We start from the raw sequence: 18203 nt of genomic DNA, 5'->3' as shown, positions 1-18203 counted from the left end.
ACCACCTCTCACAGCGGAAGCACCAGCGCCAACCCTGCGGCCAGGGCCGCACCGATCAGTGGACCGACGATCGGCACCCAGGAGTATCCCCAGTTCGGTCCCGCTTTGCCCCTGATCGGCAGCAGCGCATAGGCGATCCTCGGCCCGAGGTCGCGAGCCGGGTTGATGGCGTATCCGGTTGGCCCGCCGAGCGCGAAGCCGATCGTGATCACCACGAAGGCCACCGCGGCGAAGCCGAGTGCCGAGTTCTCCTCGGGGTTCGTCAGCACCCAGATCACCAGGACGAAGGTGGCGATCGCCTCGGTCACCAGATTCCACGGGGTGTTCGGGATCGCCGGGGAGGTGCAGAAGATCCCGCGGGTGCCCGAATTGTCGTCCATCTTGTCGAACTGCAGTTTGAACGCGGCCCAGGCCAGTGAGGCACCGACGAAGGCTCCGAGCAGCTGAGCTCCCCAGTACACCGGCACCGATGACCACGGAACGCCGTCGGAGATGGCCACCGCCAGCGTCACCGCCGGATTGATGTGCCCTCCGGACGGGGCGGCGATGCTCGCGCCGGCGAACACGCCGAAGCCCCACCCCAGCACGATGACCACCCAGTCGCCCCCGCCGCCGTGGGAGAACGAGTTCTTCAGGACAACCGAGGCCACCGAGCCGCTGCCGAGAAGGCACAGAACGGCCGTACCCAAGAACTCCCACACGAAGATGTCGACATTCGACACTGACCACAACCTCTCTTGATCCGGGCAGGACTCCACCTGATCTGCCCTACAAGTGTTTTCGCTTGTGAACCGGCCGTGGGCCGTTATCTGTACGTTCCGGCCGGTTACTGTCCAGAAGGCGAGCTTTTGGTTAGGGTCTGCGTGCCCCTGGCCCACAGCGGGCACTATCATCGTCCCCGGCAGAGCATCGCCGTCGAATCCGGCTCACGCAGCCAAACACACTGTCGGAAAACCTATTCGGAGGTTCTACCATGAGCGCCATCAGCCTGTCAGCCGCCTCGGCGGTCATCGACGCCGCGACCGCGAAGGCGGACGCGATCGGCCAACCGATGAACATCGCGGTGGTCGACGACGGTGGGCACCTGGTGGCATTCGTCCGCATGGATGGTGCGATCAAGGCCAGCATCGACATCTCGATTCGCAAGGCGCGCACGTCGATTCTGATGAACGCCCCGACCAGCGCACTCATGCCCCTCGTTCAACCCGGGGCCGAGCTGTACGGCCTGGAACAGACCTCGGGCGGAATGGTGATCTTCGGCGGCGGCATCCCGTTGACCGTGGACGGCGTCGTGATCGGCGCCATCGGGGTCAGCGCGGGCAGCGTCGAGCAAGATGTGTCGGTTGCCGAGGCCGGGGTCGCGGCGCTCTAGATCCGGCTACGAAACGTCGACCCAGTCCAGGGTGCGCTGCACTGCCTTCTGCCAGCCCGCATAGCCTTCGGCCCGCTGCTCTTCGGACCAGTTGGGCGTCCAGCGCTTGTCTTCCTGCCAGTTCGCCCGCAACTCGTCGGGGTCCGACCAGAAGCCGACGGCCAGCCCGGCCGCATAGGCCGCGCCGAGCGCGGTCGTCTCCGCCACAACGGGTTTGACCACGTCGACACCGACGACGTCAGCCTGGATCTGCATGCACAGATCATTGGCGGTGATGCCGCCGTCGACCTTGAGCACCTCCAAGTGCACGCCGGAGTCGGCTTCCATCGCGTCGACGACATCGCGACTCTGGTAGCAGATCGCCTCCAGCGTCGCCCGGGCCACGTGCGCGTTGGTGTTGAACCGGGACAACCCGACGATCGCGCCGCGGGCATCGGAGCGCCAGTACGGCGCGAACAGGCCGGAGAACGCCGGGACGAAGTACACCCCGCCGTTGTCCTCGACCTGCCGGGCCAGCGCCTCGCTCTGCGCAGCCCCGCTGATGATGCCCAGTTGATCGCGGAGCCACTGCACCGCCGATCCGGTGACGGCAATCGAACCCTCAAGGGCGTACACGGGTTTCGCGTCACCGAACTGGTAACAGACCGTGGTCAGCAGCCCGTTCTCCGACCGGACGATCTTCTCGCCGGTGTTCAGCAGCAGGAAGTTGCCGGTGCCGTAGGTGTTCTTGGCCTCGCCGGGCGACAGACAGACCTGCCCGACCATGGCCGCCTGCTGGTCACCGAGGATGCCCGTCACCGCGACCTCGCCGCCGAGCGGTCCGGTCGCCAACGTCATTCCATAAGGTTCAGGCGAGGACGACGGCGCGATGCGCGGCAGCATCTGGCGGGGAATGTTGAAGAACGACAACAGTTCATCGTCCCAGTCCAGCGTCTCGAGATCCATCAGCATGGTGCGGCTGGCGTTGGTGACATCGGTGACGTGCACACCACCGCGCGGGCCGCCGGTCAGATTCCACACCACCCACGAGTCACTGTTGCCGAAGATCGCGTCGCCCTTCTCGGCAGCCTCCCGGACACCGTCGACGTTCTCCAGGATCCACTGCACCTTGCCGCCGGAGAAGTAGGTGGCCGGCGGCAGGCCGGCTTTCCGACGGATGACATCGCCTCTGCCGTCACGGTCCAGCGCCGAGGCGATCCGGTCGGTGCGGGTGTCCTGCCAAACGATGGCGTTGTAGTACGGCCGTCCGGTGCGCTTGTTCCACACCAGTGCCGTCTCGCGCTGGTTGGTGATGCCCAGTGCCGCAAGGTCACTCGGCTGCAGATTGGTGCTGTTGAGCACTGAGGTCAGCACCGAGGAGGTGCGCTCCCAGATCTCGACCGGACTGTGCTCGACCCACCCCGCCTGGGGAAGGATCTGTTCGTGCTCGAGTTGATGTCGGCCGACCTCCGCACCCGCGTGGTCGAAGACCATCGCGCGAGTGCTGGTGGTGCCCTGATCGATGGAAACGACAAAATCAGCCACGCTGCTCCTTCATCTGAGTTCCTGGGTGCCCGGGGTTGGAGCGCTCGTCAGAAGAACCCCTGGGCCTTGTCGCTGTAGCTCACCAGCAGGTTCTTCGTCTGCTGGTAGTGGTCGAGCATCATCTTGTGGTTCTCCCTACCGATACCGGACTGCTTGTATCCACCGAACGCGGCGTGCGCGGGGTACTGGTGGTAGCAGTTCGTCCACACCCGACCGGCCTTGATGTCGCGGCCCGCCCGGTAGGCGGTGTTGCCGTCGCGGCTCCACACGCCGGCACCCAGTCCGTAGAGGGTGTCGTTGGCGATATCCATTGCGTTGTCGTAATCGGTGAACGACGTGACGGCGACGACCGGGCCGAAGATCTCCTCCTGGAAGACCCGCATCTTGTTGTTGCCCGTGAAAATCGTTGGGGCGACGTAGTATCCGCCGTTGAGGTCCCCACCGAGTTGGGCACGCTCACCGCCGGTCACCACTTTGGCGCCCTCGCTCTTGCCGATCTCGATGTAGGACAGGATCTTCTCGAGCTGATCGTTGGACGCCTGCGCACCGATCATGGTCTCGGTGTCCAGCGGATCACCCTGGCGAACCGCCTTCGTGCGGATCGCGGCCAGGGCCAGGAACTCGTCGTAGATATCGGCCTGGATCAGTGAGCGCGACGGGCAGGTGCACACCTCGCCCTGGTTGAGGGCGAACATCGTGAAGCCCTCGAGCGCCTTGTCCTGATAGTTGTCGGCCGCGGCCATCACGTCGTTGAAGAAGATGTTCGGGCTCTTGCCACCCAGTTCCAGTGTCACCGGGATCAGGTTCTGCGACGCGTACTGCATGATCAGCCGGCCGGTGGTGGTCTCGCCGGTGAACGCGATCTTGGCGATGCGGTTGCTCGATGCCAGCGGCTTACCGGCCTCGACGCCGAACCCGTTCACCACGTTGAGCACACCCTCGGGCAGCAGGTCGCCGATGACCTCGAGCAGATACAGGATGGAGGCGGGGGTCTGCTCGGCGGGCTTGAGCACGATCGCGTTGCCTGCGGCCAGCGCCGGGGCCAGCTTCCAGACGGCCATCAGAATCGGGAAGTTCCACGGGATGATCTGGCCGACCACACCGAGCGGCTCGTGGAAGTGGTAGGCCACGGTGTCGTCGTCGATCTCCGACAACGACCCCTCCTGCGCGCGGATCGCCCCGGCGAAGTAGCGGAAGTGGTCGACGGCCAGCGGGATGTCGGCGTTGAGGGTTTCGCGGATCGGCTTGCCGTTGTCCCACGACTCGGCCAGCGCGATCGACTCGAGGTTCTCCGCGATGCGGTCGGCGATCTTGTTGAGCACCAACGCGCGCTCGGCCACCGAAGTCTTGCCCCATGCGGGAGCCGCGGCGTGGGCGGCATCGAGCGCCTTCTCGACGTCGGACTCGTCGGACCGGGGGATCTCGCAGAACGTCTGGCCGGTGATCGGAGTCGGGTTCTCGAAGTAGCGACCGGCCGTCGGCGGCACCCACTGGCCACCGATGAAGTTCTCGTAGCGGGGCTTGAACGACATCAACGAGCCGTCGGCGCCGGGGCGTGCGTACACAGTCATGGTCAGTCTCCTGGTCTTCGTCAGCGTCTCTGCTCGGCACACACCTGTGTGTCGTGTGTCACCGAACCTACGCGGGCAACCGTTGCACCACGGTTGCATTGTTGGGCAGACTTGACCGGATCGAACCGAATCGGCGAAAACCCCGCCAGCAGCGGTCCCGGGAGACCGTGAACACGCTGGTGGAAGCCGCCGCGCAGATCTTCTCGCGCGAGGGTCTCACCGCCACCACCAACCGCATCGCCGAGCGCGCCGGATTGTCGATCGGCACGCTCTACCAGTACTTCCCCGACAAGGCCGCGCTGCTGCACGCGGTGGCCGAGCGACACCTGCGTGAGGCGGAGCGCCGGCTGACAGCGGTCTTCGCCCAGCTGCGCCACGACGCCGCCCCGTTCGAGCCGACGATGCGCATGATGCTCGAGGCGATCGTCGGGCTGCACAGCGACCGGCCCACGCTGCACGCCCTGCTGCACCGGGTCGTGCCGCTGGACTCCGCCGAACTCGACGAGATGCGCGCCTTCGAGGCCCGGATCTGCGACGAGGTCGCGTTCCATCTGAAGCGGTGTGACCGCGGTGGCGACGACGTCGAGTTGACGGCCCAGATGCTGGTTCACACGATCGATGCGCAACTGCACCGCGTCATGACCCGCCACGGGTTCGACGTCGAAGCGCTGATGGTCACCGTCAACCGGCTTGCGCCGCCACCCGGGTGAGCAGCGTCCGCATCGCGTCACGGCACTGCGCCAGACCGGGCTCCTCGATCGGGAAATGACCGCAGTTCTCCAGCATGACGAGGTCGGTCGGTGCTGAAATACGCTGCAGGAAGCGGATGCTGAGCTCCGGCGGGGTCCATTTGTCGGCCGCGGGGGCGACGAGCGTGACCGGCGCGGCGTCGAACGACTCCGGCGCGGTGTGGCGGTAGTCCATCCAGCTGGACAGGAAGCCCAGTGGAACGCTGACACCGCCGCCGCGTGGGTCCGAGGCACACAGCGTGGACAGCCGCGGGTCGGAGCTCATGTTCATCATGTCGGCCATCCAGCGGATCGGCAGTCGTAACCCACCGAGGACGGGACCGGTCACCCGGAGCAGTGCAGGCGCGGGCCTGCCCATCCACGCGTACCGGGTGGCGGCGGCGCGGGCTTGCGGATCGGACAGGTCGAGCAGACACGTCGCCACCACCGCGGCGATCTGCCCGGTACGGGCCGCGACCTCATAGGCGAGCATGCCGCCCAGGCTGGCACCGAACAGGATCAGCGGCCGCGGATCGGTGGCACGTTCGGTGCGCACCAGGTCGCACAGCAGGTCCACCCAGTCGTCGTAGCGGACGCGGGACGGGTGGTGTTCGACCGTGTCACCGTAGAGCGGCATGTCAGGCGCGAGCACCTCCACACCCTCGCCTGCCACGACGGCCGCCGCGGGCCAGAGCGCGCCGCTGTAGCCACCGCCGCCGTGGATCACCATGACACGAACGGCGGCATCCGGGACGACAGCACGGGCGATGTGCACGTTCCGGCCCCGCCAGGGTCACCACGTGCTGGTCGGCGGGATCATGTCCGTGGTGTAGGTGGCGGGCAGGAACGCCGCATAGGTCCGGAAGTCCATCGCTACATCCTCAAACCGCGGCCAAGCCTTGACAACTCGCATTTCGGCGCGCGTCTGCGCAGTTCAGCCCGGTCGGATCGGGTCCTGCTCAGGTTTTCGTTCCGGGTTGCACTGTGCGGCCCCCGATCGGCTCTCCTCCTTTCGGGGGCCGCACAGAACTCGGGCCGGGGCGTCCTCAGACGCCCCAGGCGTTGGCGGCACTGCGGTCGGTGGCGGCCACATCCTCGGCGCCGTCACGGACTGCGTTGCCCAGGCTGAACAGGATGTCGTTGAGCGCCGCGGCCGCCTGTTCCCAGCGGGCCTGCTCGAGGCGGTACGCCTCGGACGCCTCCCGGGTCCAGGTCGCCTGCAGCGGGGCGATCTGGGCGCGGAGGTCGTCGAGGGCCGCGTTGAGCCGGGTCGACGTCGAGTGGATCTCCTGCCGGACGGTGTACTCGATCTCGCCGAAGTCATAGGAAAGCGTCGGGTTCATCGCTGGTTCTCCTCAGAGGCTGCCGGCGACGGAGCCGATGCGCTGCGAGTGGCTGTCGGTCGCCTCCCGCAGCAGGCGTTCGTTGGCCCGGATGGTCTCGGCGATGCGTTGCAGCGCCGCGTGCAGTCTGAGCGATTCACCGTTCCAGCGTTCCACGACGTCGCGGAAGCGCGCCGCGGCCGCGCCACCCCACACCGAGGGCGGCACGCTGCTCATCCGGCCGATGAACGACTGCAGCATCGCCCGGATCTCCTCGTTGCGGGCGTCGGTCTTTCCGGCCACCGCGACCATCAGGTCGAAGTCGGTGGTGAGCGCGGAACCCGAGGGTCCAGGCATCGTCATCGCGATCCTTTCGTGTCGTGGAAAAGCATGTACAGAGTTGGACGCGGCGGGAAGCCGTTCGGTTCCATCGGGTTTCAGCGCACCACATGTGCCGACCGGACGGCGTGCGCACAGGCGTCGTCGATGGTTTCGACGCGTGACGGGCGTTGACAACCGACGGCGATGCGGACCGCACCGTCGATCACCACGGCCCAGGTGGTCTCGCTGCCCGCGCGCAGTTCGCGATAGCTCACCGCGGGTCTGCCTCCGATGCGGGCAGCGGGGTCGAAGTCGGTGAACACCCCCGCCGGTTCGGCTTCGAGGGCGCGTCGCAGTGATTCGGCGACCTCGACGAGCGTCTCCGGCGACGCACCGGTGGACTGAGTGACGTGAATCGCGGTCGCGTCGCCGGTGGGCGCCGACACCCGAAGACGCGCCGACCCCGGACCCGACGTGATGCGCTCGACCGCCCAGTCCGCGGGCACCCGGACCCCGACCCGACCTTCCACCAGCAGCGCGCTCGACGGATCCGCGGCAGGCTGACCGGACAGCACCTGCGCCGCCCAGCCACCGACAACCGCCGCGACCGACACCGCGGCGCCGGCGAGCACGGCGGTCACGCGGCGACGGGTGCGGGATCGGGGACCGCCCGGCCGCGGCGCCGGTGGACCCGGCAGCGCGGCACCCGCGGCGCGCAGCAGGCGGCGTCGGTCACTGAAGGTCACCGCAGCGCCCCCGGCCTGCAGTCGCGCACCAAAAGTCGGTGCCGGCGGCCGCACGCCGGCGGGGACGTCGATGACGATCTCGGTCGCCCCGGCAAGGCAGGCCGTGATGTCGCGCTCGCCTCGGGGCAGCACCACGACCTCAGCGGACGGTGACACGATCACCACGAACTCGTCGCCGAACTCGACCACTGTGGCTGCGCTGTCCGCGCTCAAGACCGGGCCTCTGCGCAGCACGACGACGTCGGCCGCGGTGTTGGGGGCGGCGCCGCTGAGGAGTTCGACGCGCGCTGCCGACCACCAGGTCGGGACGAGCAGCATCAGTGTCCCGTCACACTCACCTGCGGCCGCTGCCAGCAGGTCGCTCCACAGCCGGCGCACCTCCACGAGCTGCTCGTCGAGCAGGGCGAGGTCATCGTCGATGCATTCGAGAGCCACCGAGACCGATTCCGGAGCAACACGATTGGGTCCGCGGATGGCCTGCGGGCCCACCTCGACGACGACGGGGCTCACGGCGGATCGACCCAACCGACCTGCAGTAGTTCGTCGGGCCGGCCCCGGACGATCAGGGTGCCACGCCCGGCGGGCAGCGGAGTGGGTCGGGTGGTACCGAGCAGCACACCCTCGTCGGGGGTGGCGCTCATCATCAGCCCGGAGCAGCCCATGTCGCGCAGCCGGGCCAGGACGGGATCGAACATCGCCCGCGCGGCCCCACCGGAACGCCGGGCGAGCACCACGTGCAACCCCAGATCCTTGGCGTGCGGCAGGAAGTCGGCCAGCGGTGTCAACGGGTTGCCGGTCGCACCCGCGACCAGATCGTAGTCGTCGACGATGACGAAGATGGCCGGCCCGTCCCACCAGGAGCGGTCCCTGAGCTGCTGCTGGGTGACATGCTCGTCGGGCATCCGGGCGTGCAGTCGCTCGGACAGCGCCGCCATCCGCGAGCTCAATGCGGTGCTCGACACCGAGTAGCCGGTGAGGTGGTCCGACTCGATGACACCCAGCATGGTTCGGCGGTAGTCGACGATCTCCAACTCCGCCTCGCGCGGACTGCGGGTCCGGATGATCTCGGTGCAGAGAAGACGCAGCAGCGCCGTCTTCCCGCATTCACCCTCACCCAGCACCAACAGATGCGGATTCTCGGCGAAATCCACTGTCACCGGGGTCAGGTCGCGTTCACCGAGTCCTACCATCACCTGTTCGGAGTGACACGGCGCCACGGTCTCCGCGAGCGTGCCGAGGGTGACGCGGGTGGGCAGCAGCTCGACAGAAGGCGCCACACCGCCATCGCTGTGATTCGGCGGCTCCACCGGAGGAAGGGCGATCGCCATCTCGCGTCCATGGCGGGTGATCCCCCGGCCCGGCGGACAGTCTGCGAGTCCGCGGGCCCGCCTGCGATCCATCTCCGAATCGGCAGGATCACCGAGCCGGAGCTCTATCCGGGTGGCGATCTGATCCTTCAGAGCGGGCCGTAGGTCGGCCCACCGGGCGGCACCGATCATCACATGGATCCCCAAGGACAGTCCCTGCGCCGCAAGGGCACTGATCGGCGCCTCCAAGCCCTCGAACTCCTGGCGCAGCGTCGCCCACCCGTCGATCACCAGGAACACCTCGCCGTACGGATCGTCAGCGCTGTCGCCGATCCCGCGGTACGCGCGGTACGAGTCGACGCCGAGGCGCCGGAAAGCGGCCTCGCGGCGGCGCAGCACCGATTCCACCTGGGCCACCGTGCGCCGGCACAGATCGGGGTTCTGGCGGCCGGCAACAGATCCGACGTGGGGTAGGACGGCGAGTGCGGCCAGACCACCTCCGCCGAAGTCCAGGCAGTAGAACTGCGCGGTACCGGCGTCGTGGGTGGCGGCCAGTGCGCAGATCACGGTCCTCAGGGTCGTCGACTTGCCGGACCGGGGTGCACCGACAACCGCGACATTGCCTGCTGCCCCGTCGAGTTCGACGACGTAGGGCTCGTGACGCTGTTCGAACGGGCAGTCCACTAGTCCGATCGGCACCCGGAGGTGGCCCGGGGTGTGGGCCTGCAGCAGCGCGTCGAGCCGGGGAGGCTTATCCAGCGGCGGCAGCCACACGCGGTGTGCCGCGGGACCGCATCCTGCCAGCGCGTGCAGCACCGTGTCCAGCAGCGACTGCTTCCGGACTGTCGTATCCGGTTCCGACACCGGGGTTTCCCGGCGCACGACACTTGCCGCGGTGAACAGCTGAGCAACGGGACGCTCGACAGGACGCGGTGATCGCGGGCGCGGTGTGTATCCGCCGGAGACGAACGCCGTCTGGAACCGGACCATCGCGCCGGAGGAGGTCTTGAGGTAGGCCGCGCCCGGCTGCGTCGGCAGGTGGTAGGCGTCCGCCACCCCCAGGACCGCGCGAGATTCGCTCGCCGAGAACGTCTTCAGGCACACCCGGTAGGACAGGTGGGTCTCCAGCCCACGCAGCCTGCCTTCGTCGAGGCGCTGGCTGGCCAACAGCAGATGCATGCCCAGCGACCGGCCCAACCGGCCGATCGCCACGAACAACTCGGCGAAGTCGGGATGGCGGCTGAGCAGTTCGGAGAACTCGTCGACGACGATGAACAGCGCAGGCAGCGGCGGCAGGCTCCGGTCCCGCTCGCGGGCGCGACCGTAGTCGCCGATGTTGCCGACGTTGCCCGCGGCCCTGAGTATCTCCTGCCTGCGGTGCACCTCACCGGAGAGGGCTTCGGCCATTCTCGCCACCAGATGTGCCTCGTCGGCGAGGTTGGTGATGACGGCCGACACGTGCCGGACCTTCTCCAGCCCGAGGAAGGTCGCGCCGCCTTTGAAGTCGACCAGGACCAGGTTGAGCACCTCGGGGGAATGCGTGGCGATCATGCCCAGGATGAGTGTGCGCAGGAACTCCGACTTGCCCGAACCCGTTGCACCCACGCACAACCCGTGCGGGCCCATGCCGCCCGCGGCGGCCTCCCTGATATTTAGGTCGACGACCGTGCCGTCCTCGCCGATACCGATGGGCACGCGTAACCGGTCCCGAACACTCGCGCCGCCCCACAACCGGTCCACGTCGATCACCTCGGGATCTGCGATCGACAGCAACGCCGGCCAGTCCGCCACCGGGCCCGCTCGAGACGCTGCGCCCGACGCAGGCAGGTGCCGCGCCAGGCGCCTGGCACACGCCAGCGCATCGGGAACCGACAGTTCGTCGTACTCGGCTGTCACCGACCCGGACCCGACGCAGACCGTGACGGGCGACCCCGGTTCCCCGGCGCGGATGACCACCGTGGCCGCTCCGTCGTCGGGGGGCACCTGACCGGATCCCTCGACGATCACCACCCGCTGCCGTTCCAAGCGCCGATCAGGCTGGTGCGGAAGCCATTTCGCCCATTCCCAGGCCTCGTCGGCCGGCGAGGTGATGCTGAGCAGCGCAGGGTGGTGGAACGTCGCGAGCTGACACACCATCGCGCGTACGATCGCCCGGCACACCTCGAGGTCACCGGTGACGGTGACGACCGGTGCCGCGCGCACCGGTACGGTGACCGGCACCGCACCCACCGCCTGCCGACGGCGCACCAGGTCGCGGACCGCCGCGGTAGTCACAGGGTCGGCAGCGTCGTCGTCGTCCAGTTCGGGTGGCACCACTGTGACGGCCGAGGGCTGCTCCCCCAGTCCGAGTCGCACCCGACAGAAGTCGAGGTGCTCGGCGGTGCGCTCCCACATCCGGTCTCCGCCGGCCAGCGACCACAGCGTCGCGGGATCGGGATGCGTCCGATGCAGCGCCAGATGTTGTTCATCGGAGGCAGTCACCAGCGTGTCGTCGAGGGTGTCCAGGTACCGCAGATACCTGGCACGCTGCGCGTTGATCTCGGCGACGCGGCCACTGCCGCGGGATCCGTAGGCCAGTGTGCCGACCACCGAGACCAGCATCATGGCGGGAAAGAACAGGAACATCGGATTGCGGGCCGAGGCGGCCCCGGAGGTCAGGTACAGCGCGCTCATCCCCGCCACCGCGGCGATCATCACGATCGGCATCAGACGCGCCAGCGGGTTCACCGCGGCCGGGGTGGGGGGATCCGGCGGTTTCTCGACGACGATCCGGCGCACTTCCATCGATGAGTAGGACGCACCGTACCCAGATCGGGTTCCATCCACAGCCGGGTGAAGTCCTGCGGAAGCACTGCCCGCGGGCGACGCTACGTTCATCGGGTGCCGAACCCGTTGTGCAGGTTGACAGTCCACGCTCCCGGTGCTGGACCGTCCGTCGATCTGATGCTGCCCGCCGACTGCCCGCTGGGGGTGTTGCTGCCCTCGATGGTGGACCTCGCCCTGCCCGGTTCGCACCCGGTGAGCGACCCGCAGCGCTGGCACCTCAACCGTCTCGACGGGCAGCGACTCGACACCTCGATGACATTGCAGGAGAGCGCTGTCGACGATGGCGAGCTGCTCCTGCTCACCACTGCCCCGTCACCGGTACCCCACCACCGGCCACGCGACCCCAGCGGCGTTGTTGCCGGGGCCGCTCATCCCGGTCCGGCCGTCGTGGTGCGCGCCGCCGCGGGCCCCGTCGTCGTGATCGTCAGCGCGGCGACGCTGGCATGGTCCGGGAGCACGGCTGACACCTCGGCGCAGCTGTGGACCGCCGCCGCGCTGGCGGCGGCCTCCGCCACGGGGGCGGTCGCGTTCGGGAGAACCGCGCGCGAGCTGTCGGTCGTGCTGGGCCTGGCCGCAGTCCTCTTCGCTGCGGCCACCGGATTCCTCACGGTGGCGGGGGCGCCCTGGGCGGCCGCCGCTCTGCTCAGCGCATCCTGCGGCTTCGCGGTCGCGATCCTGCTGCTGCGCACGACAACCACAGGAACCGCGACCTTGACCGCTCTCGCGGCGGTCACCGGTGCGATCGCCGCGACGGGAGTGATCGGCATGACCGCGTCCGTGCCTCTCGCCGCGGCCGGTGCCATCCTGTCCGTGCTGTCGCTGGCTGCTCTGTCCGCGGCACCGAAGCTGGTAGTGGCGGTCGCAGGCCTCGGCCCGTCATACCCCGAGATCGGTGACAGGCGGGCGGCTGTGGCCCACACGATCCTCACGGGCCTGGTCGTGGGTTGGTCGTCGTCGGCGACCCTCGGCGTCACCGTGGTATCGGCCGTCGCCCTGGCCGCGGCCGTGTCGCCGGTGGTCGCAACACTTCTCGCCGCCGATGTCGGCCTGCTGCTGCTCCTGCGCCAGCGCAGCCACATCGACGGGCGGCGCCGCATCGTGTCGGGCGCCGCCGGACTCTGCGCGCTGATCGCCGCCCACATCGTCGCGGTCGGCGTCACCCCGCAGCACGCGCCCTGGCTCTGCGCAGCCACGGTCATCGCCGGTGTGTCCGCCCTCCACCCGGCAGCGAGCACCGCGGCACCCACGCCGGTGATCCGCCAGGGTGTGCAGGTCCTCGAGTACCTCGCTCTCGCAGCGGTGATCCCGCTGGCCGCCTGGGTGACCGGGGTGTTCGGGCTGGTCCGGAACCTGAGCCTGTCGTGAGGACCACCCGCGTCGTCGCCGTCATCGTGCTCGCTCTCGCACCCGTCCAGACCGCGGCGACCGCCGCCGCGGTCACCCCTCCACCGCTCGACGACTCCCGACTGCCCGTTGCCGGGCCGCCTGCGCCACCGCGTCCCACCGTCCGGTACGACGACTGCGCCACCGCACCGGCGGCGCCACCTTCCGGGCAGGAACCCGGCCAACTGGCCGGCATCGATCTGTCCACGATCTGGGAGTTGACCCGTGGGGCCGGGCAGACCGTCGCCGTGATCGACACCGGCGTCGCCCGCCATCGACGGCTGCCACATCTGGTCCCCGGCGGGGACTACGTGTCGACCCAGGACGGCGCTTCCGACTGCGACGGCCACGGCACCCTCATCGCGGGAATCATCGGCGCTTCCCCGGATTCCGCGGCACCCGAAGCCTTCACCGGGATCGCACCCGATGCCACGATCCTCTCGATCCGGCAGTCCAGCAACAAGTTCCGCGCTGCTGACGATCCGGCCGGATCGGGCTTCGGCGACGTCGAGACACTCGCTGCGGCGGTGCGCACGGCCGCCGACCTCGGCGCCACCGTCATCAACATCTCGTCGGTGGCATGCCTGCCCGCGACAGCAGGGCTCGACGACCGGGCCCTGGGGGCGGCGCTGGCCTACGCCGTGGATCTCAAGAACGTCGTTGTGGTGAGCGCGGCGGGAAACGTCGGCGGACCCGGCCAGTGCCCGGGCCACAATCCCCGGGAGGACTCCGAATCGGACGACGTCGCGGTGGTGGTCAGTCCGGCGTGGTACGACGACCACGTGCTCACCGTCGGCTCGATCGGGCCGGACGGAGCGCCCTCGGAGTTCAGCCTCGCCGGTCCGTGGGTCGACGTCGCGGCACCGGGCGAGGGCATCGTGTCACTCGCACCGGCAGCGGACGGGCTGGTCCAATCCATGTCCGACGGGTCACCACTGTCGGGAACCAGTTACGCCGCACCGGTGGTGAGCGCGATCGCCGCCCTGGTCCGCGCTCGCTCCCCCGAACTGACGGCCCGGCAGGTCATGGCGCGCATCGAGGCGACCGCACACCGCCCGACCGGCGGCCGGGATTCGACGGTGGGCCACGGTGCGGTCGACGCGCTCGCGGCGGTGAGCGATCCGGGTTCAGTTGCCCCGCAACCGGTTTCCGCCAGTCCTCTCGAGGACGCCGGCAGCGCAACGGAGGTCGTGCAGGCCCCCGCGAGGACGGCGCTTCGGGGAGCGGTCCTCTGCTCGGGCGTCATCGCCGGGATCATCGTGATCTCCGCTGCGATCGAGCGGCTACGGCGACGCGATGGCGCGGTCGTGCGGGACTGACGCCCCGCTGCGACTCAGTTCCGGTCCCTGGGGAAGCACCGCAAGCAACGGCCACGGCGCCGGCGCGGCCGCGGAATCCAGGCCGAGGCTGCCTGCGGCGTCGTCGTCCCGGATTCCGTATCGCACTCCGGAGTCGTCAACCAGGAAAAGCGATCCCGTGCCCTGTCCGGCACCGGTGAGACCGACCGAGTACACGAACGCGCTACGTCCGGCGGGCACGAGCACGGAATCGACCGCGGGACCGTCCGCATCGGCCTGCGCCAGCGCAACCGGACGCCCGGGCGCCGGCGTCACCTCACCGACCAGAACTGTGGTTTCGGACCGCTCCCCGGCAGGATCCGAATGCCAGCGGGAACAGATCACCGCGGCGTCGGTCACCCCGCCGCGATCCGGGAAGGTCGCGACGGGCAGTTCCTCGACGACCGGCACGGTGCCGACCAGGCCTGCCCCCACCGTGGGGATCTCTTCGCCGACGCGGGCATCGGTGTAACGGATCAGATCGGCAACGACGTGCCCGATACGCTGCACACCGTCGGCGAGAACCACAAAATAGTCTGTGTCACTTGATGATTCCGCGTCAACGCGCGGCACCTTCAGCACGGATCCGACCGGGTGGTCACGAAGCGTGGAGGGGCCCGGAGAGCCGGCGGCGGTGATCGTCGGCGGGACGATCGCCGGCGCTTCGGGGATCGCCGACAGCACCGCCTCCGACACCGGTCGCGGGACGATCCCGTCGAGTTGCAGTGCGCGCACCACGGCGTGGTGACGCAGGTCCACCCGGGCCCGCCGACCGTCGTAGAGCAGGTACGTGGTGGCGGCGCCACCGCCCCGCGGTGTCACCAGCACCGCGGGCCCGTGCGCGACGGCACCGTCGGCGATCGGACCGGCGATGACAGTGGTCTCGCCACGCGCGTCGTCGCACACAGTCCAGACAGATTCCTCGGCGGTCAGCGGTGTCGAGATCTTCTCCGGCGCAGCGGGTATGCCGATCAGCGATCCCCGGTGGGCGCTCTCGACCGCCCGGCGGCCGACAAGGCGCGGGTCTGCCGGTGTACCTGCCACCAGCCGTGCCGAAGCGAGGTTGAACACCGGATGCACGGTGTCGCCGACCCTGACGTACATCGCGCCGGTCTCACGTTCGACGACGATGAGGGAGTCGCCGAGTTCGCCGGCCGGCCGCACCAGCGCGAGGACGGCACAGACTGCCGCGGCGACGGCGGCCAGCACCGCTCCCGCGGCCAGTGAAATCGATTGTGCACGAATCGGATCGTCCAGCATTCGGGTGTCACCGCGGACCAGCGCGTGCTCCATCCGACGCACCAGGAACCGGTATCCGCTGACGTGCAGGCGTGTCGTAGGTTGCAACGGCTCTCTCCCCCTACGCCAGCGTAACGGCGTTGCGGGAGAGGTCTGTTCACTTGTTCGAGCGGCGCTCGCGATAGGCCGCCACGTGCTGACGGTTGCCGCAGTTACCGGTGTCGCAGAACTTCCCCGACCGGTTGCGGGACAGGTCGACCAGCACGGCCTCACAGTCGGGCGCGGCGCAGACCTTGAGCCGCCGCAACTCGCCTGAGCGGATCAGGTCGGCCAGCGCCATCGCCATCTCCGCACCCATCCGCTGCCACAGCGGGTCGTGGATCGAAGCGAGGTGCAGATGCCATTCGGGCATCTCGGCATGGCGCGTCAGCCAGGGTGCCGCGCGGGTGTCACTGAGCAGGGCGTTGACCTGCCCGACCACACGTTCCTCGTCATCGGCGATCTCCCACAGCCGACCGAGCCGCGCCCGGAGTTGTCGCACCGACTCCAACTCGGCCTCGTCGTGATCACGCCGACCGGTCCAACCGAACGTGGCCAGGTAGTCATCGAGGGCGGCGAGGTCTGCGAGCTGCTCGCCGTCGACCCGGTCGGTGTTGATCAGCACACACACCGCCCGCAAGGTGAGCTCAGTGTCATGATTAAAAAGCATTTGACTCGTGACTCCCTTCCGCGATAGCGTCACGACCGTAACTCATTTTACTCATTACATTCCTTGGCGACATCTTTCTGGAGGTGAACCGGTGGCTTCGAATTTCCGTATGGGCCTACTCTTCGCGATCGGCTCGGCCTTCGCGTTCGGATCGTCGGGACCCTTCGCGAAGTCGCTGATGGAGGCCGGCTGGAGCCCGACCGCCGCGGTCACGGCCCGGCTGCTCGGCGGCGCCCTGGCGATGGCCGCTTTCGCCTCGGTGGTGCGCCCCGGCTGGTGGGGCGAGGCGCGCACCCACGCCCGCACGGTGGTTCTGTACGGGCTCGTGCCGATCGCAGGCGCCCAACTCTTCTACTACAACGCGGTCGCCCACCTGTCGGTCGGCGTCGCGTTGCTGCTCGAGTACACCGCCCCCATCATCGTGGTGGGCTGGCTCTGGGCCACCACCCGACGGCGACCCACAAACCTGACGCTCGCGGGCGTGGCGCTGGCCGTCGCGGGCATCATGCTGGTCCTCGGGGTGTTCGGACCGGGCGGGCTGGCCGGCGCCGACATCAACGCCGTCGGGGTCGCATTCGGCCTGGCCGCCGCCGTCTGCGCGGCCTGCTACTTCCTGATGTCGGACAAGGTCGGCGGGTCGGGACCTGACGGCGAGGCCGGGTTGCACCCGATCACACTGGCCGCCGGTGGGCTCATCGTCGGCGCCGCGACAGTCGGACTGATCGGCGTCGCCGGGGTCATGCCGCTGACCTTCACCGCCGACGACACCGTGATCGCGGGCTTCACCACATCGTGGCTCGTACCCGTCATCGCGCTGGCTCTGGTCCCGACGGCGATCGCCTACACGCTCGGCATCATCGGCATCGCCCAGCTCCGGCCCCGGTTCGCATCGTTGGTCGGCCTGTCCGAGGTGATGTTCGCGGTGCTGGCGGCATGGGTGCTGCTCGGCGAGGCGATCTCCGTGACCCAGGGGATCGGCGGCGCAGTCGTGCTGATCGGTCTCGCGCTGGCCCGCCAGGGGGACCGAAGCGAGGAACTCGACGACGTGACGTGGCCCGATGCGCCCGTTGTCGACTCCCCACAACTGGCGAAGTGATCAGGTGGGCATCAGCTAGATCCACTAGCTAACATCGTCTGATGAAGATCGATCTTGATGCTCGCCCGACCGGCCGGATCGCGTCGTTCGCCGCGGCCGTCCTCACCGCCGCCACGATGCTCATCGCACCGGCCGTCGCCGCCCCCGTCGCTCACGCCCAGGGCTGCCCGGACATCGAGGTGGTGTTCGCCCGCGGCACCGACGAACCTGCCGGCCTGGGCCGGGTCGGGTCGGCGTTCGTCGACTCGCTGCGCGGTCAGGTCGGCGGCCGCTCGGTCGGCGCCTACGCCGTCAACTACCCGGCCACCTTCGACTTCCTCCAAGTCGCCGCCGGAGCCAACGACGCCAGCGGTCACATCCAGTACATGATCAACAACTGCCCGAACACCCGACTGGTACTCGGCGGGTACTCTCAGGGCGCCGCGGTGATCGACGTCATCGCCGCCATCCCGGTCCCCGGCGCCGGGTTCACCAACCCGCTACCGCCCAACACCCCGGACTTCGTCGCAGCGATCGCGGTGTTCGGCAATCCTTCGACAAAAGTCGGTCTCCCGCTGACCACCAGCCCGGTCTGGGGAGCACGCTCCATCGACCTGTGCAACGCCGGTGACCCGGTGTGCGGACCCGGCGACAACATCCCCGCGCACAGCAATTACGTCTCGACGGGCCTGACCAACCAGGCCGCCGGCTTCGTGGCGGGACGGCTGTAGCCCCTAGTGAGA

15 protein-coding genes and 1 pseudogene are annotated in these 18203 nt (G+C 68.8%); 6 read left to right on the top strand and 10 right to left on the bottom strand.

The genetic code is table 11. From position 1 onward, the window contains the following. Positions 1-8 precede the first annotated feature (8 nt). The gene (locus tag ABDC78_RS06045; RefSeq protein WP_178358828.1) at positions 9-722 is read right to left on the bottom strand and encodes an MIP/aquaporin family protein; all 714 of its coding nucleotides are present in this window, start codon (positions 720-722) and stop codon (positions 9-11) included. 251 nt (positions 723-973) lie between these two features. Here ABDC78_RS06045 and ABDC78_RS06040 point away from each other — a divergent pair, with 251 nt between their 5' ends. After that, a complete protein-coding gene (locus ABDC78_RS06040; protein ID WP_178358827.1) occupies positions 974-1372 on the top strand; it encodes a heme-binding protein in 399 nt (132 codons plus the stop codon). 6 nt (positions 1373-1378) lie between these two features. Here ABDC78_RS06040 and glpK read toward each other — a convergent pair whose 3' ends face one another. Then, positions 1379-2845, bottom strand: a complete 1467-nt coding sequence (glpK, locus tag ABDC78_RS06035) for a glycerol kinase GlpK (protein ID WP_347133479.1) — start codon at positions 2843-2845, stop codon at positions 1379-1381. 98 nt (positions 2846-2943) lie between these two features. Continuing rightward, positions 2944-4467 carry an aldehyde dehydrogenase gene (gene adh, locus ABDC78_RS06030; RefSeq protein ID WP_178358825.1) on the bottom strand — a complete coding sequence of 508 codons (1524 nt, stop codon included), beginning with the start codon at positions 4465-4467 and terminating at the stop codon, positions 2944-2946. Between the two features lie 167 nt (positions 4468-4634). On the opposite strand from adh, the gene ABDC78_RS06025 reads away from it, so the two are divergent. Then, complete coding sequence (locus ABDC78_RS06025; RefSeq protein ID WP_178358986.1) at positions 4635-5177, top strand: TetR/AcrR family transcriptional regulator; 543 nt, start codon at positions 4635-4637, stop codon at positions 5175-5177. Here ABDC78_RS06025 and ABDC78_RS06020 read toward each other — a convergent pair. From ABDC78_RS06020 to eccCa, 5 genes and pseudogenes are all read right to left on the bottom strand, one after another. Continuing rightward, a pseudogene (locus ABDC78_RS06020) lies at positions 5149-6066 on the bottom strand (alpha/beta hydrolase). The gene ABDC78_RS06025 and the pseudogene ABDC78_RS06020 sit on opposite strands and share 29 nt — an antisense overlap. A 175-nt stretch (positions 6067-6241) precedes the next feature. Then, a complete protein-coding gene (locus ABDC78_RS06015) occupies positions 6242-6538 on the bottom strand; it encodes a WXG100 family type VII secretion target (protein WP_178358824.1) in 297 nt (98 codons plus the stop codon). Positions 6539-6550: 12 nt separating this feature from the next. After that, positions 6551-6874 carry a WXG100 family type VII secretion target gene (locus ABDC78_RS06010; RefSeq protein ID WP_178358985.1) on the bottom strand — a complete coding sequence of 108 codons (324 nt, stop codon included), beginning with the start codon at positions 6872-6874 and terminating at the stop codon, positions 6551-6553. A gap of 80 nt (positions 6875-6954) precedes the next feature. Then, the gene (locus ABDC78_RS06005; protein ID WP_178358823.1) at positions 6955-8094 is read right to left on the bottom strand and encodes a type VII secretion-associated protein; all 1140 of its coding nucleotides are present in this window, start codon (positions 8092-8094) and stop codon (positions 6955-6957) included. Then, entirely contained in the window at positions 8091-11675 is a 3585-nt protein-coding gene (gene eccCa, locus ABDC78_RS06000) for a type VII secretion protein EccCa (RefSeq protein WP_178358822.1), read from the bottom strand. Before eccCa ends, ABDC78_RS06005 begins: the two co-directional genes overlap by 4 nt. A 96-nt stretch (positions 11676-11771) precedes the next feature. Here eccCa and eccD point away from each other — a divergent pair, with 96 nt between their 5' ends. Together eccD and mycP are read left to right on the top strand one after the other, a co-directional pair. Beyond that, on the top strand, positions 11772-13082 hold the full coding sequence (gene eccD, locus ABDC78_RS05995) for a type VII secretion integral membrane protein EccD (RefSeq protein WP_178358821.1): 1311 nt from the start codon (positions 11772-11774) through the stop codon (positions 13080-13082). Beyond that, positions 13079-14419 (top strand): type VII secretion-associated serine protease mycosin, encoded by a 1341-nt coding sequence (gene mycP, locus ABDC78_RS05990; protein WP_178358820.1) that lies wholly within the window; start codon positions 13079-13081, stop codon positions 14417-14419. Before eccD ends, mycP begins: the two co-directional genes overlap by 4 nt. Here mycP and eccB read toward each other — a convergent pair. Together eccB and ABDC78_RS05980 are read right to left on the bottom strand one after the other, a co-directional pair. Continuing rightward, on the bottom strand, positions 14384-15784 hold the full coding sequence (gene eccB / locus ABDC78_RS05985; RefSeq protein ID WP_178358819.1) for a type VII secretion protein EccB: 1401 nt from the start codon (positions 15782-15784) through the stop codon (positions 14384-14386). The two genes, mycP and eccB, sit on opposite strands and share 36 nt — an antisense overlap. A 49-nt stretch (positions 15785-15833) precedes the next feature. Next, complete coding sequence (locus ABDC78_RS05980) at positions 15834-16385, bottom strand: CGNR zinc finger domain-containing protein (RefSeq protein ID WP_178358818.1); 552 nt, start codon at positions 16383-16385, stop codon at positions 15834-15836. Positions 16386-16494: 109 nt separating this feature from the next. Between ABDC78_RS05980 and ABDC78_RS05975 the strand changes: the two genes are divergently transcribed. After that, entirely contained in the window at positions 16495-17481 is a 987-nt protein-coding gene (locus ABDC78_RS05975) for an EamA family transporter (protein WP_178358984.1), read from the top strand. A 41-nt stretch (positions 17482-17522) separates the two neighbouring features. Beyond that, a complete protein-coding gene (locus ABDC78_RS05970) occupies positions 17523-18191 on the top strand; it encodes a cutinase family protein (protein ID WP_178358817.1) in 669 nt (222 codons plus the stop codon). Positions 18192-18203 lie beyond the last annotated feature (12 nt).

This window comes from Mycobacterium sp. DL (assembly GCF_039729195.1).
GTDB classification, from domain to species: Bacteria; Actinomycetota; Actinomycetes; order Mycobacteriales; family Mycobacteriaceae; genus Mycobacterium; species Mycobacterium hippocampi_A.
Note: the sequence above shows the minus strand (reverse complement) of the source record. Positions and strands in the feature narration are given on the sequence as shown.

Bases quoted from the DNA above. Each gene is read 5' to 3' on its own strand.
- ABDC78_RS06040 (WP_178358827.1), top strand. From the start codon at position 974: ATGAGCGCCATCAGCCTGTCAGCCGCCTCGGCGGTCATCGACGCCGCG.
- glpK (WP_347133479.1), bottom strand. From the start codon at position 2,845: ATGGTCTTCGACCACGCGGGTGCGGAGGTCGGCCGACATCAACTCGAG.
- adh (WP_178358825.1), bottom strand. From the start codon at position 4,467: ATGACTGTGTACGCACGCCCCGGCGCCGACGGCTCGTTGATGTCGTTC.
- ABDC78_RS06015 (WP_178358824.1), bottom strand. From the start codon at position 6,538: ATGAACCCGACGCTTTCCTATGACTTCGGCGAGATCGAGTACACCGTC.
- ABDC78_RS06010 (WP_178358985.1), bottom strand. From the start codon at position 6,874: ATGCCTGGACCCTCGGGTTCCGCGCTCACCACCGACTTCGACCTGATG.
- eccCa (WP_178358822.1), bottom strand. From the start codon at position 11,675: ATGGAAGTGCGCCGGATCGTCGTCGAGAAACCGCCGGATCCCCCCACC.
- ABDC78_RS05980 (WP_178358818.1), bottom strand. From the start codon at position 16,385: ATGCTTTTTAATCATGACACTGAGCTCACCTTGCGGGCGGTGTGTGTG.
- ABDC78_RS05975 (WP_178358984.1), top strand. From the start codon at position 16,495: ATGGGCCTACTCTTCGCGATCGGCTCGGCCTTCGCGTTCGGATCGTCG.
- ABDC78_RS05970 (WP_178358817.1), top strand. From the start codon at position 17,523: ATGAAGATCGATCTTGATGCTCGCCCGACCGGCCGGATCGCGTCGTTC.